The organism is Stenotrophomonas sp. NY11291, assembly GCF_023277365.1.
Classification (GTDB): domain Bacteria; phylum Pseudomonadota; class Gammaproteobacteria; order Xanthomonadales; family Xanthomonadaceae; genus Stenotrophomonas; species Stenotrophomonas geniculata.
This window is the reverse complement of record NZ_CP096975.1, coordinates 4331949-4346554: the sequence shown is the minus strand read 5'-3', so window position 1 is coordinate 4346554 and position 14606 is coordinate 4331949. Positions and strand designations below refer to the sequence as shown.

12 protein-coding genes are annotated in these 14606 nt (G+C 67.0%); 6 read left to right on the top strand and 6 right to left on the bottom strand.

The annotated features are described in order from the left end of the window. Window positions 1-7: 7 nt before the first annotated feature. From M1L61_RS20210 to M1L61_RS20200, 3 genes are all read right to left on the bottom strand, one after another. Window positions 8-313 carry a KGG domain-containing protein gene (locus M1L61_RS20210; RefSeq protein WP_043397558.1) on the bottom strand — a complete coding sequence of 102 codons (306 nt, stop codon included), beginning with the start codon at window positions 311-313 and terminating at the stop codon, window positions 8-10. A 135-nt stretch (window positions 314-448) separates the two neighbouring features. Beyond that, on the bottom strand, window positions 449-1123 hold the full coding sequence (locus M1L61_RS20205) for a CerR family C-terminal domain-containing protein (RefSeq protein ID WP_057503219.1): 675 nt from the start codon (window positions 1121-1123) through the stop codon (window positions 449-451). Beyond that, window positions 1116-2372: a M24 family metallopeptidase gene (locus tag M1L61_RS20200; protein WP_010481275.1), complete on the bottom strand. Its 1257-nt coding sequence runs from the start codon at window positions 2370-2372 to the stop codon at window positions 1116-1118. Before M1L61_RS20200 ends, M1L61_RS20205 begins: the two co-directional genes overlap by 8 nt. 207 nt (window positions 2373-2579) lie before the next feature. Here M1L61_RS20200 and M1L61_RS20195 point away from each other — a divergent pair, with 207 nt between their 5' ends. Beyond that, entirely contained in the window at window positions 2580-4064 is a 1485-nt protein-coding gene (locus M1L61_RS20195; RefSeq protein ID WP_126560056.1) for a DUF4434 domain-containing protein, read from the top strand. A gap of 5 nt (window positions 4065-4069) precedes the next feature. Here M1L61_RS20195 and M1L61_RS20190 read toward each other — a convergent pair whose 3' ends face one another. Then, a complete protein-coding gene (locus M1L61_RS20190; protein ID WP_126560059.1) occupies window positions 4070-4534 on the bottom strand; it encodes a MarR family transcriptional regulator in 465 nt (154 codons plus the stop codon). Window positions 4535-4584: 50 nt separating this feature from the next. On the opposite strand from M1L61_RS20190, the gene M1L61_RS20185 reads away from it, so the two are divergent. The 3 genes from M1L61_RS20185 to M1L61_RS23140 all read left to right on the top strand — a co-directional run bounded on the left by M1L61_RS20185 (window position 4585) and on the right by M1L61_RS23140 (window position 9229). Further along, entirely contained in the window at window positions 4585-5496 is a 912-nt protein-coding gene (locus tag M1L61_RS20185) for a S41 family peptidase (RefSeq protein WP_248854002.1), read from the top strand. Between the two features lie 98 nt (window positions 5497-5594). Beyond that, window positions 5595-6488: an NAD(P)-dependent oxidoreductase gene (locus tag M1L61_RS20180; protein ID WP_049480185.1), complete on the top strand. Its 894-nt coding sequence runs from the start codon at window positions 5595-5597 to the stop codon at window positions 6486-6488. Window positions 6489-6697: 209 nt separating this feature from the next. Next, complete coding sequence (locus M1L61_RS23140; protein WP_283102625.1) at window positions 6698-9229, top strand: methyl-accepting chemotaxis protein; 2532 nt, start codon at window positions 6698-6700, stop codon at window positions 9227-9229. A 78-nt stretch (window positions 9230-9307) separates the two neighbouring features. On the opposite strand, the gene M1L61_RS20165 is transcribed toward M1L61_RS23140, so the two are convergent. Further along, a complete protein-coding gene (locus M1L61_RS20165; RefSeq protein ID WP_010481288.1) occupies window positions 9308-9694 on the bottom strand; it encodes a DUF2628 domain-containing protein in 387 nt (128 codons plus the stop codon). 213 nt (window positions 9695-9907) lie between these two features. Here M1L61_RS20165 and M1L61_RS20160 point away from each other — a divergent pair, with 213 nt between their 5' ends. After that, window positions 9908-10078, top strand: coding sequence for a hypothetical protein (locus M1L61_RS20160; RefSeq protein WP_167345305.1), 171 nt, complete (start codon window positions 9908-9910; stop codon window positions 10076-10078). Window positions 10079-10138: 60 nt separating this feature from the next. Here the strand turns inward: M1L61_RS20160 and M1L61_RS20155 are convergent, their stop codons facing one another. Next, a complete protein-coding gene (locus M1L61_RS20155; RefSeq protein WP_197601606.1) occupies window positions 10139-12184 on the bottom strand; it encodes a TonB-dependent receptor in 2046 nt (681 codons plus the stop codon). Between the two features lie 496 nt (window positions 12185-12680). Between M1L61_RS20155 and mdoH the strand changes: the two genes are divergently transcribed. Beyond that, window positions 12681-14606 (top strand): glucans biosynthesis glucosyltransferase MdoH, encoded by a 1926-nt coding sequence (mdoH, locus tag M1L61_RS20150; RefSeq protein WP_049413091.1) that lies wholly within the window; start codon window positions 12681-12683, stop codon window positions 14604-14606.

The following is a 14606-nucleotide window of genomic DNA, read 5'->3' as shown; positions in this document are numbered from 1 at the left end:
GCAGCGTTCAGCCCTGCTGGCGTTGCGGGCCCTCTGCCGTGCGTTCGATCTCGTGTGGCTGCTGTTGCTGCTGGCGCGCATTGGCGTGGCGAGCGTGCCCACCTTCACGACCGATCGCGGCCATGTGCTGGCGGTTGCGGCTGATCGCCTCGCCGCCCTTGCGGCCTGCGACACGCGCTTCGGCCGGACTGAACTCATGCGCATTGCCGGACGCATGTGCTGCACGCCCGCCCTTGGCAGCGATCGCGCGCTGCTTGGCCTGGTCCATTGATGCGAAGCCCCGGTTGGAGCTGCGCGGGTTCTGCTCAGTCATGTGAAATCTCCTGCGGTGTGGGCGTCGCCTTCGTAGACGACGGCCTCCATGCTTGGCCATCGCACGCTAAGTCCAGGTCGCCATCTTCGCCACGGTTTTCACGCGCCCTGCGCACGGGACCGATCACGTAGCCATTCAGGTGGGCGCTGCCTTCGCTGCAGCCAATGCCATGCCACTGACCACCGCCGCGATCGTCTCCACGTCTGCCAAGGGTGCTCCCTGGTTCAATCTGGCCTGCAGAGCCCCATGGGAGACGGCGAAGACGATCGCCTGCCCGAGCAGGGCGTGGGTACGCAGCAGCGTCTCGACGCTGGTTGGTTCGCTGCCACGCAGGCACGCCACGCACGCGGCCAACGTGGTGTGCAGGGGTTCGAACAGCGTACGGTGGGCGCTGGCGAACGCGGCCGTCGGTTGGATCTGTTCGCGCGCCAACAGCAGCGTGCGTGGCCCCGCATCCGGTGCCGACAGCAAGGCATGGACAAATACCTGCATCAATTGCTGCAGCTGCTGCGCGGCCTGCCGCACGCCAGTCGGCGGTGCTGCCGGCAGCGGCAGTCGTTCGGCAATGGATTGGGCACAGCGCTGCAGCACTGCGGCATACAATTCCTGCTTGCCGCCGAAGTGATATGGGATGGCCGATTGGCTGCAGCCAGCCATGTCCACCAGCTGGCGGGTACGCACGCCCTCCACGCCGAACGCGCTGAACAGCTGCAGCCCCGCGTGCAGCAGTCGGGCTCGGGTCTGCCCGCTGCGCGTCTCGGCCGCGCGCCGCCGTGCCGGTGTCTGCAGGTGGGCGATGAACTCAGGCATCGGCCTGCATCAACCGTGTCGAGTTTTCATTCAGCGCGGTACCCGCATCCGTGCCGACGATGACCGTACCGCCGATGTTGGCCATGTGCCGGCCGAATGCACAGTTCGGTTCGAAGGCGAAGCACATGCCGGCCTGCAGGGGCAGTTCGCGCCCGACAGTCGGCAGCGGCGCGATGTGCGCATAGCGCGCGGCCTCCGGCAGCGCTTCGATGCCCGGCGCACGGCCAAAGCCAACCGGTCCATAGGGGTTGAGGCTGTGGACCAACGGATGCACGTGCCAACCCCCCGCCTCCAGCAGGGGCGCTTCCATCGCGTCGACGACGTCGCCGAAGGTATTGCCCACGCGCAGTGCAGACAGGCCCGCTTCGTAGCTGCTGCGGGCGACAGCGGCGGCGCGATGGATGTCGTCGTGTACCTCGCCGATGGCAACCGCGGCCTGATGCTGTGTTTCCATCAGCCCGTACAGTGCGAAGATCTCCGACAACACCAGGTCACCATCGCGCAGAATGCGCGGCGGCTGTGCACGGTACTGCCAGGCGGGCGGTCCCCAGCCTACATACTCGGGACCCGAGCCGAGCAGCACCTCGGCGGTATAGCCTCCCAGCGAGAAACAAGTGGCGGTCACTGCGGCAACCAGTTCGGCTTCGGAAACACCGGGGCGAGCGGTGGCACGCAGCGCCTCGCTCATGGATTCACCGATCCAGGCGGCATGCGCGATCAGCGCCAGTTCCTCCTGACTCTTGACCGAGGCGCGCTGGAAGAACGCACGATACACCGGTACGAATTCCGCGCCCGGCACTGCCGCCTGCATGCCCTGCAGGGTGCGCGCAGGCATCGCGCCGTCGAAGTAGAACGGCGGATACGGCTCCAGCCCCAGCACGCCGATACGTGCCGAGTGCAGGCCACACTGCTGCAGCCAGCGGCCCACCTCCTGCCCGGATTTGCCCACCCACAGCTGTTCGGGTGCGATCCATTGCAGATCGCCGCGCAGGCCGGCCTGCAGGTGGTCGGCAATCATCAGCGAGGCAAAGGTGAACACCCGGGGGGGCTGGTCGCCGACGAACACCACGATCGAGCCGGGCCGGTCATTGGTGAAGTAGCAGTCTGGCGAGAAGCCGGCGGGCGCGGCGGCTTCCCGGTCGCCATGTACAACCAGGGCATCGAGGCACTCACCGGCCATGATGTCGCGGGCCAGCGCCCAGCGGCGGTCGCGTTCCATCAGGCTGAGCGGTGCGGGCGGCGTGCGCATGAGAGGTACTCCAGGGGAAGGAGCGCGCAGGCTCGATCACGCAGATGAATGAATCAACCGCTTGAATCGACTTTGCATGTGCGCTGCTGCAGCGGCAGCTGATGTCGGCGGTCGCGCAGCGTTGCCGATGATGGTGATGCGGTCACCGCCGCTGTTGATAGCATGCGCGACAACGCCACTTGCCTGGCCACCACAGGGACGTAGAACATGAACAGGATTGGATTGATCGCATTGCTGGCCTGTATCGCCCCCGTCCATGCAGCCAGCCCCCTGTTGTCCGGCAGCTTTGTTCACGTCGGCTATTCGGCCACCGACGAACAGCTGCCAGCCGCGCAATTGCCGCTGTTCCTGGATGAACTGCAGGACCTCGGCAACGACACGATCATCCTCGGTCAGGTGCGTGCCACCCGTGCCGGCGTGGGATGCGCCAGCGGTGTGCAGGATTTCGAATGGATTGCCGGCTTTCCCGGCAAGCTCGGCACCGTGCTCGATGCGGCAGCCGCGCGCGGCATGAAGGTCGTGGTGGGCACCACCTACAGTTCGGGGCAGTGCGCCACCTTCTGGCAGGGCCAGAATGCAACGGCCGTGGCACAGGATGCGGCGCAGTCGCTGGCGCAGCTTGGCCAGCAGTACGGATCGCATCCGGCGTTCGCCGGCTGGTACATCACCGACGAGCCGGCACAGGTGCCGATTGATCGCGCGTCGTTCTATCGCGCGATCGTGACGGCGCTCAAAGGCAGTACACCCTCGCGGCCGGTGATGGTGGCACCCTACCTGGCGTCATCCAGCGTGGATCCGGCCAGCGTGGGCCGGGCTGCTGCACAGTTCCGTACAGCCACCGGCGTGGACGTGCAGATCTGGCAGGACGGCATCGGTGCTGCCTCGCATGCCCGATTGTTCCAGTGGGATCGCGCGGGTCATTCCACCGAGGCGTACTACGAGGCGCTGTCGGCGGCGCTGGGTGCCAGCGGCCTGTGGGCCGACATCGAACTGTTCAACCATGGCAGCCCCTTGTTCCTGGACACCGGCAACGGGCTGTCCGGTGCCTATCGCTCCGCGTCGGTGCAGCGCATCAACCAGCAGTTGTGGAGTGCGCGTTCGGCCGGCAAGCGCGTTGCCTGGCTCAACCAGTACCACATGTCCGAGATGGTCGGCCCCGGCCAGGGCTATGGCGAATCGCCGCGGATGATGAACACCTATCGCGGGTTGTATGGCCTCGGTGCGTCCTACAGTGTCGATCCGGTGCAGACCACCTACAGCTACAGCACGGCGCCGGACGCAAACTATCCCGACAGCACCGGGCATGAACTGTTCGATCGCCGGGTGGGGGATCCGCGCAACCCGATGGATGCCGGCTGGGTGGGCGTGCACGGCAATGTCAGCATCACCATCGACCTCGGCCAGCGCCGGCGGGTTGACTGGATCGGCCTGCACACGATGACCCGCCCGGCCTGGGGCATCGTCACGCCGACGTCGGTGGAGGTGATGTGCGCTGAGCCGGGCTCTGCCGCAACCCGCATCGGCGTGCTGTCGGCGCCATTCACCCAGGCCGGGCTGAGCGGTTCGACCGAAGAGGAATACGTGCTGGGCAATGCCGCGCCGCTGGCCGCGCAGTGCCGCACGCTGGAGCTGCGGTTGGCCAATGGCAGCTGGACCTTCCTCAGTGAAATCGAGATGGCAGCCGAACAGTAGGCGCCTCAGCGCTGGGGTGTGTCGCGCAGTCGCTGCGCGAACGGCCGCTGCTCAAGCGCCTGCAGTGCGTCGCGCAGCACCTGCTCCAACGACTGTCCAAGATCGGCATCGAGGCTGCGCGCCGCGCGAGCCGTGGCCTGCCACTGCGCCTGCAGCGCCGGCAGCGCCTGCAGTGCGCGCGGGCTCAACTGCAGGATGCGCTCACGGCTGTCTTCACCGACCGCAGCGTGCAGCCAGCCGTCGCGCACCATTGCTGAAACCGTCTGGCTGAGTGCCGAATGGCTGAGCCCGCAGGCCACTGCGAGGTCCTTGATGCGGCAGGGGCCCTGCGCCATCAGCGTGCGCAGCACCGGGGTGTAGCGCGGCCGGTAGTCCAGCTTCAGGTCGCGGTAGGCCTGCTCGACCGCCGGGTCGAGCTGGTCGAGCAGGGCCCGCAGCAGCGTTCCCAGGGAGGCATGTTGGAGATCCATGGTCGCGATGATATATAAGCACTTACATATCATCAACGTGGAGTGCGGTCATGGTGGTTTCGTGGATGCTGGGCGCGCTGCTGGCGGCGTCCTGCCCGGCCCAGGACGCGGTGCTGCAGGCGGCGGCCAAGGCGATACAGGCGCAGTACCTGGACGTGGCCGAAGGCGCGCGCATTGCCGAGGTGGTGCGCGGCTGGTCCGCCCAGCAGCGCTATGCGGACAGCTGCGCGGACCCCAAGGCGTTCAGCGCACGCCTGAACCAGGACCTGGACGTGTTCGATGGCCACTTCCATGTCGAGCGGGTGGATGCCAGCGCCGACCAGGACGACTGGCTGATGGCCTGGCGCGCGGATGCACGCAGCAATGGTGCGGGCGTGCGCGAGGTGCGGGTGCTGGAAGGCAACATCGGCTACCTGCGCCTGAGCACCTTCTATCCGCTCGATCTGGCCCGGCCGAAACTGGCCGCGGCCTTCACCCTGCTGGCCGACACCGATGGCCTGGTGCTCGATCTGCGCCAGAACGGGGGGGGTGATGACGGCAGTGCGGACCTGCTGGTGCGGACCCTGCTGGCGGCGGAGATCACCCAGGTGCAGTCACTGCAACAACGTGGCCAACGCAGTCCGGTACCGTTGCCACCGGCGAGCCTGGGGCTGTACCTGAAGCCGCTGGTGGTGCTGATCGACCGCCGCACCGGCTCGGCCGCCGAATTCGTCGCGTACTCGCTGCAGGCGCAGGGGCGGGCACGTGTCGTTGGGAGTCGAAGTGGCGGCGCGGCACATATGTTCGATGATCCTGTGCTGCTGCCGGATGGCTATCAGATCAGCATTCCCGACCGGCAGCCGATCAACCTTCGTACCGGAACCAACTGGGAAGGTACCGGGGTCACGCCTGATGCGGCAGGCGGTGACGATCCGCTGTTCGTCGCCCGGCAGCTGCTGGCCCGATCGGCATCGCCAAAATGAACGCACAATTGCAACCGCGCCCTATCGCAGACGACATGCAGCGTGCCTAGAATCGAAGCATCCCGGTAGTTCCCGGGCGCTTCGAGTGAATGGACTCAATGAAGATTCTGTTGACCGGCAGTTCCGGGCGGATCGGGCGTGCGATCTTCGGCGCGCTGGCGGCGGCCCACGAAGTGGTGGGGCTGGATCGCAGCCCATTTGCCACCACCCGCATCATTGCCGATGTCACCGATCGTCAGGCCGTGACGCGGGCGGTGCAGGGGGTCGATGCGGTGATCCATACCGCCGCCCTGCACGCACCTCATGTCGGCCTGGTGCCGGATGCGGTATTCCAGCAGATCAATGTGGAGGCGACCGCACACCTGTTGCAGGCTGCCCGCGAGGCCGGTGCACGCCGCTTCGTGCTGACCAGCACCACGGCGCTGTATGGCCATGCGGTAGTGGCGGGCGGATGCCGCTGGATCGATGAAGATACCGAGCCGTTGCCGCGCACGATCTACCATCGCAGCAAGCTGCAGGCAGAGGCGTTGGCCGAAGCCGCTGCGGCACCGGGCTTCAGCGTGCGCGTGCTGCGCATGGCCCGCTGCTTCCCCGAGCCACCGGAGCGGATGGCGATGTTCCGCCTGCACCGCGGCATCGACGCGCGCGACGTGGCCAGTGCACATGCCGCGCTGCTGCACGATGAGGGCGCTGCCTTCGCACGCTATATTGCCTGCGCACCGACACCGTTCCTGCGCGAGGATTGCCTGGAACTGGCGACCCAGCCCCGCCGGGTGCTGGCACGCCGCGCCCCGCTGCTGCTGGCCGAGTTCGAGCGCCGCGGCTGGCCGCTGCCGTTGAGCATCGACCGCGTCTACGACAGTGCACTGATGCGCAGCACACTGGGCTGGCAGCCGCGCTTCGGCCCGGACGACGTGCTGCAGCAGTACGCGGCTGGCAGCATCGAGGTGTTGCCTCGGGCGCAGTGGATCAAGGATCGGGTTGCCGAATAGGACGGAACGGGGCGGGTTCCTGACCCGACCCTGAGCAGGTTCAGGAATGTGCAGGCGGAGCGTCTCAACCTCGTTCGCAGGCGGCCGCTAACCCGGTGCGCTTCCTGCGCCGGGCGGGTCCCGGCGGCCGGTGGCCTGCGCGACGGATCGCGCACCTGCGCGGTGCCCTCGCGGTGCCGGTCGTCCTGAACTGCCTTGCGGACCCTTCCATGCATTCTCCCCGTTCCGCCGCTGCCCGCCGCCCGGGCAGCATCGCCCACAAGCTGATGCTGGGCACCGCTGCGATCGCGCTGCTGTGCTTCGGCCTGACCGCGTTCCTGATCTACCGCCAGGCCAGCGCCAGCCTGATCGATGCCTCGCGCCAGACCATGGCCAGCGAAGCCACCGCCGAAGCCCGCCAGGTCGCGGCGGATCTGGGCACCGCCTTTGCAAGCAACGACGCCATGGTCGAGGCCGTGCTCGCCCAGCGTGCGCGGGGTGACGCGCCTGATCGCGCCAGCCTGGCGGCCGTGCTCGGTGAGCAGCTGCGTACCCACCCGGAATGGCTGGGGAAGAGCACCATGTGGGAAGCCGACGCCTTCGATGGCAAGGATGCCGAGTTCGCCAATGCCGAGATGCACGATGCCAGTGGCCGCTACATGAGCTACTGGGCCTGGCATGACGGCAAGCCACAGCAGTCGACCATGACCGACTACACCGAAGCCGCTGACGGCTCGGCCGACTGGTACGTGGTGCCCAGCCGCGACAAGCTGCCCAAGGTCAGTGAACCTTATGCCTACGACATCGCCGGCCAGCAGGTGCTGATGAGCACGCTGAGCACGCCGATCATCGAAAACGGCACGTTCCTCGGTGTGTTTACCGTGGACTTCTCGCTGGCGGCGCTGCAGAAGCACCTGGCCACGCTGAAGCCGATGGGCGCCGGGCGCGTTGAACTGCTCTCGCCGAACGGTGTGGTGCTGGCCTCGGCGAACGCCGCCGAGATCGGCAAGCCGCGCAACGACGCATTGACCCGCAGCATGCTGGCCGACATCGCCGCCGACCGCCGGTTCGAAGCCTTCACTCCGGATGCGGCAGGCAACGTGCGCGTGTACGTGCCGCTGCGCGTGGGCGACGCGCCGCAGCGCTTCGCGCTGGGCGTGGTGATGCCACACGCGGTGATCGTGGCCGAGGCGCGCCAGCTGCTGTGGCTGACCCTGCTGGTTGGCGTGGTAGCCGCGCTGACGCTGAGTGTGGGTGTCTATGTGCTGCTGCGCCGGTTGGCGATCCGCCCACTGGCCGAAGCCGTGCGCGTGGCCGGCGACGTCGCCGCAGGCAAGCTGGACAGCACCCTGCCGGCACGCAGCAACGACGAAGTGGGCCGCCTGCTGGACGCGATGCAGGGCATGCGGGGTCAGCTGCAGTCGGTGATGGCGGCGCAGGCGGTGATGGCGCGTCGCCATGACGCCGGCGAAATCAGCTACCGCATGGACGCCGCGGCGTTCCCGGGCGAGTACGGCCGGATGGTGGCCGACAGCAACCAGCTGGTGGCCTCCAGCAACGCCGTCACCCAGCGCCTGGTCGAGGTGATGCAGCGTTATGCGGTGGGTGACCTGAGCGTGGACATGGAAGCGCTGCCGGGCGAGAAGGCGGTGTTCACCGCTGCGATGGCCACCACCAAGAGGAACCTGGCGGCGATCAACGATCAGATCCAGCAGCTGGCCGCCGCCGCCGCCGCCGGCGACTTCGCGGTGCGCGGCGACACGCTGCGCTTCGACCACGACTTCCGCCGCATGGTGGAAACCCTCAACACCATGATGCAGGTCAGCGACCACAACCTGGCCGAGCTGTCGACGCTGCTGCGCGCGATCGCCGCAGGCGATCTCAGCGCACGCATGCACGGCGACTTCCACGGTGTGTTCGCGGTGATGCGCGACGATGCCAACAGCACCGTGCAGCAGCTGACCCAGATCGTCGGCCAGATCCAGCAGTCGGCGGCCAGCATCCGCCTGGCGGCGGGTGAGATTGCCGCGGGCAACAGTGACCTGTCGCGCCGTACCGAGCAGCAGGCAGCGAACCTGGAAGAGACCGCGGCCTCGATGGAGGAGCTGACCTCCACGGTGCGCCAGAATGCCGACCACGCGCTGCAGGCCAACACCCTGGCCGGCTCCGCAGCGGGTGTGGCCAGCGAAGGCGGGCAGGTGGTCAGCCAGGTGGTGCAGACCATGGAGCAGATCGAGGCCTCGTCGCAGCGCATTGCGGAGATCATTTCGGTGATCGACGGCATCGCGTTCCAGACCAACATCCTGGCGCTGAACGCGGCGGTGGAAGCGGCGCGTGCCGGCGAACAGGGACGTGGATTCGCCGTGGTCGCCAGCGAAGTGCGCGCGCTGGCCCAGCGCTCGGCAGGTGCGGCGAAGGAGATCAAGGAGCTGATCGACGCCTCGGTGGCGCAGGTCGGTGCCGGTGCGCAGCTGGTGCACGGCGCGGGCCGCACCATGCAGGAAATCGTTGGCCAGGTCGGTCGAGTGAACGAGATCATGGCCGAGATCTCGGCGGCCTCTCGCGAGCAGTCGGCGGGCATCGAGCAGGTCAACCAGACCGTGGTGCAGATGGACGAGACCACCCAGCAGAACGCCGCGCTGGTGGAGGAAGCCAGTGCCGCCGCGCGTGCGATGGAAGAACAGGCCGAGCAGCTGGCGGTGGCGGTCTCGCGCTTCCGCCTGCAGGCCGAGCCGGTGGCCACGGCTCGCCGCGCGGCCTGATCCCGCAAACGAAGACGCCCGGCGGGGGCCGGGCGTCGATTGCATCCTTGCCGCGCATCCCTGCGCAGTTCTGAGGGCTCAGAACATGCCTTCAAACGGGTTCCAGCTGGTGCGTCCTTCCACCTTCTCCAGGTAGTAGCTGTAGTTGGTGCTGGAGGCGACGAGCAGGTTCATGGCGATGAACAGCATGCGCCCCACCACGTCCGGAAGGAACATGGTGATGATGGCGAGCACGATGTTGATGCCGATCAACACCAGTGCCTTGCGCCACATGCCCAGGATCAACAGGTAGATGGCGCCGAAGAACAACGCAAAGAAGTTCAGGTTGATCTTCAGGCGGTCGCCGAAGGACAGCGCCTTCCAGGCCTGCTTGAAGCCGGGATTCTTGGGGGCGCCGTGCTGGCGGAAGAAGTTGAAGCGGAACTGCCACTTCGGGCTGAACTGGGACAGGTCAGTGGTATTCATGGGAAACATCCCTGTTGGAAAACGTTTTCATGATAGGACAAGTCCTATTCAGGATCCAAGCTTCGGCGTCAAAAATGTGACGCCCGCCTTGTTCGTTGTGGTGCGGCGGGGCGCCGCACCGTCACCCATCCGCCTTGTTTTTAGGATAGGGTGCGCAGTTCCGCTGCTGCCCCAGCTGAACCCGGGTGGCGGCGGGATGTCCATGGAGGTTGCATGACCACACCTGCTACACCGGAAAACGCACCGGGACCGGTGCTCCTGCCGACACCTGAAGTGGTGCAGGCTCAACAACTGCTCGCACGCCAGCAACTGGCGGTAGCGATGGACCGTGCACGCACGGCCGCTACGCAGAACGCGGCCGCGGCGGCGCTGGAAAGCGAGTAATCCGCAACACCGCCGATCGCGCTGGCGTGCTGCCAGCGCGATCGCGGCGCGCGCGGCCGGTCAGAACCGCGCGGTCATGCTCATGAAGTAGCTGCGCCCGGCCACGAAGTAGTCGGTGGAGCCTTCGGCATACAGCTTCTTGTCGGCCAGGTTGCTGACGCCGCCACGCAGGGTCAGTACCTCGTTGACGTTCCAGGCCGCGGTCAGGTCATACAACGTGTAGGCCTTGAGGAAGGTCGTCGCCGTGCCGGTCTGCTTGCCGGTGTACTGCGCCGACAGGCTGCTGGAAAACACCGTACTGGGCGTCCAGTCCAGCGACGAATAGCCAGAGAATTCCGGAGTATCGATCAGGTTGCGGCCGGTGGTCAGGTTCTTGGCTTCCTTCATCCAGGTCGCCGAGGTGCGCCAGCGCCAGTGCTCGCCGAAGCGGAAATTGAGGTTGCCTTCCATGCCGCTGGTGCGTGCGCGCTGCACGTTGCTCATGCGCGTCCACCAGATGCCGTTGAAGTTGCCCAGGGGCGCGTACTCGATCTTGTTCCTGAAGTCGGTATGGAAGTAGGTCAGGCCCGCATCGACCAGGTCGTTGTCGAAGCTGATGCCGATCTCGCGGTTGGTGCTGGTTTCCGGGTCCAGGTCCGGGTTGCCGGCCATGTAGCAGCCGCCGCGGGTATAGCCCAGCGGGATCAGCGAGGTGCAGCCTCGGCCGCCGGACTGGGTGGCGGCGGTGGCCGAATTCTCGGTCAGGCTGGGTGCGCGGAAGCCTTTGGAAACGCCACCGCGGATGGTCCATTGCTCGGCCGGATGCCAGACCAGGTAGGCACGCGGGCTGACGTGGCCGCCGAACTTCTCATGGTGATCCAGGCGTGCGCCGAGGGTCAGCGCCAAGGTGCGGTGCAGCTTCAGTTCGTCTTCGACGAACAGGGCCCAGGTATCCACTTCCAGATCGGAGCCGCTGACGGCATTGCCGGCATAGTCGATCGGCGCGCGGCCGATGGTGTCGGTGTTGGTCAGTTCCTGGCGCTTCCATTGGCCGCCCACGGCGAACTGGTGTTCAACCCCCAGGGTGAAGGGCGTGGTCAGGCTGCCCTCGATGATCGTATCGGTGGCTTCGGAGCGGCCTGTGGCACCGATGTCGTTCTTGTACTCGGTCCAGTACGCACTGATCTTCGAGTTGCCGAAGCTCCACTTGCCGTCGTGGTTGAGCGCCAGCGAACTACGCTTGAGTTCGCTGGCACCCCAGGCGCCTTCGTCCTGCTTCTCCAGAGAGGCATCGATGAAGGCCTGCTGCACGCCATGGCCGGCTTCCAGCGACAGTTCCTGCGCATCGCTGAGCTTCCACTGCAGCAGCGCGTCGACGTTGCGGTCCTTCTCGCCGGCGTAGGCGTTGCCGTAGACACCACCGTTGGACTGGTCCGAGTCGCGGCGCATGCTGTTGGCACCGATACGCAGGCCGAAGCGTTCGCCGAGCGGGCCGGAGAAGGTCGCACCGATCTGCTGGGTATCACCGCGCTTGTCATCGCCGGGGCGGGTATAGCTGTGCGTTGCGCTGCCGCTCCAGTCATCGCCGATGCGCCGGGTGATGATGTTGATCACGCCGCCCATGGCGTCGGAGCCGTACAGCGACGACATCGGTCCGCGCACCACTTCGATGCGCTCGATCTGGTCGGGCGAGATCCAGTTCAGATCCTGGCGGCCGAGGTCGGGGCGGTAGTTGGTCGAGGCCGAGCTGCCCATGCGCTTGCCGTCCACCAGCACCAGCGTGTAATTGGACGGCATGCCGCGCAGCTTGATCTTGGACTGCTCGCCGACCGCACTGAGGCCACCGGTCACGCCCGGCACGCGGCTGAGCAGGGTGGCCAGGTCGTGCACCGGCTGGCGCTCGATGTCCTCGCGGCTGATCACGCTGATGCTGGCCGGCGCATCCTTGATCCATTGCTGGTTGCCCGAGGCGGTGACCACCACGGTATCCAGATCCTTGGTGGAGGCATCGGCGCTGGCCTCTGCGGCGGCCAGGCCGGGCAGGGCCAGCAGGCAGGCGGTGGCCAGGGCACTGGCCAGGCGGGTGCGCGGCAGGCGCGCGGAACGGGAACGGAACAGCTGGGACATGACGGCTTCCATCGGATGAGGGGGACCGGATGGAAGCAACGGGCGCAAGCAGACAAGCAGGCAGGCCCCCCTTCCATGGGTCGTTGGGCGCGCGGCTCGAACCGGCGCAGCTGGGTGGGTCTCGGCCGTGCGGAAGACGGTGACCTGCCTGGTTAATGAAATGATAACCGTTCGCGTTTGTTACGATCCAGTACCTGGGGCGACCAAGTGACATCCGTACCCACGCCCCGGCACTCGCCTGCTGTTTGCTGAATGGGGATAAATCCCGGCGTAGACCTTCGCACTCGGCTTACATCCGGCGCCCTAGACTGAGCCGCATTTTCGATTCCGCCCCGTTGGAGATCGTGTGGGTTCCGGTAGTGACAGACAGCGACTGCGTGGCGTGAGGCCGACGCAGCCAGGACAAGTGCGGGCGCCGGGAAAGCGCGCCGGGAACCTTGGTGCATGCAGCCCGGCCGGGATGGCCGGCCGTGCCGACTGCGCGGAGTAGGCGGCAATGGGGGTGCAGACCATCCATGCGGAAGCAGATACGTCCCGGCGTGATGCCGGCTGGACGCTGCTGCCGGCCGAATCGCCGTTGCAGATGCCCGAGCAGACCCTGCGCGAAGGCCAACTGAAGGTTCGCCGCCACCGCACCTCGCCGCGACTGATCGGCCTGCGCCGGTTCTACATCTTCGGCGGCACGCTGGCGATGACCGCCATCGCCACCCGGATGATGTGGCGGGTGCTGTCGGCCAATGGCATCAGCGTGCTCGAAGCCTGCCTGCTGGTCCTGTTTGTCGGCCTGTTTGCCTGGATCGCGCTGTCTTTCGCCAGTGCAGTGGCCGGCTTCCTGACTGCCGTGTTCGACCGGGGTTACCGCCTCGGCATCGACCCGGACAAGCCGCTGCCGGCGGTTCACAGCCGCACCGCGCTGCTGATGCCGACCTACAACGAAGACCCGCGCCGGCTGCTGGCCGGCCTGCAGGCGATCTACGAGTCGGTGGCCGCCACCGGCCAGCTCGACCGGTTCGACTTCTTTGTGCTCAGTGATACCCGCCGCGAAGACATCGCACGGGCCGAGGAGCAGGTGTTCGCCGAACTGCGCGAGCGCGTGACCGATGGCCAGGCGCGGCTGTTCTACCGCCGCCGTGGCGACAACAGCGGGCGCAAGGCCGGCAACATCGCCGACTGGGTCCGTCGCTTCGGCGGCGCCTACCCGCAGATGCTGATCCTCGACGCCGACAGCCTGATGACCGGCGACAGCATCGTGCGCCTGGTCGCGGGCATGGAACACAACGCCGATGTCGGCCTGATCCAGACCCTGCCGTCGGTGATCGGTGGGCGCACCCTGTTCGCGCGCATGCAGCAGTTCGGCGGCCGCGTGTACGGTCCGGTGATCGCCCGCGGTGTGGCCTGGTGGCACGGTGCCGAGAGCAATTACTGGGGGCACAACGCCATCATCCGCACCCGCGCCTTTGCCGATCAGGCCGGGCTGCCGGCGCTGCCGGGGCGCAAGCCGTTCGGTGGCCACGTCCTCAGCCATGACTTCGTCGAAGCGGCGCTGATGCGTCGGGGCGGCTGGGCCGCGCACATGGTGCCGTACCTGGGGGGCAGCTATGAAGAAGGTCCGCCGACGCTGACCGATCTGCTGGTGCGCGACCGCCGCTGGTGCCAGGGCAACCTGCAGCACGGCAAGGTGGTCGGCAGCCGCGGCCTGCACTGGATCAGCCGCATGCACATGCTGATCGGCATCGGTCATTACTTCACCGCGCCGATGTGGGCGATGCTGATGCTGATCGGCATCGCCATCCCGTTGTTCCAGGAAGGCATCGATTTCAACGCCCTGCTGCACCTGTCGCCGAGCGTGTACTGGCGGGCCCAGGACGAGGAACAGGTGGTGCGCCTGTTCGCGGCGACCATGGCGGTGCTGCTGCTGCCCAAGGTGCTGGGTTACCTGGCGATGCTGCTGGACCCGGTCGACCGCCGCGGCTGCGGTGGTGCGATCCGCGCGTTCGTCTCGATGCTGGTGGAAACCGTATTGGCGGCACTGATGGCACCGGTGGTGATGTACGTGCAGTCGCGCGGCGTGGCCGAAGTGCTGTCCGGCCGCGATTCCGGCTGGGACGCACAGCAGCGCGACGATGGCGGCATCTCGTGGTTGGCGCTGATCCGCGGCTACGGCGGCCTGGGCGTGTTCGGTGCCTTCATGGGCGTGCTGGCCTGGGCGGTATCGCCCTCGCTGGCCGCGTGGATGGCGCCGGTGGTGATCGGCATGGTGCTGGCGGTACCGGTGGTGGCGCTGACGTCTTCGCGCGGCCCGGGTGCCTTCCTGCATCGCCTCGGCCTGCTCGATATTCCCGAGGAGAACATCCCGCCGCCGGTGCTGGTACGCGCCGCGCAGCTGCGACGGGAAGCCGCCGAACAACCGACGCTGTACTGA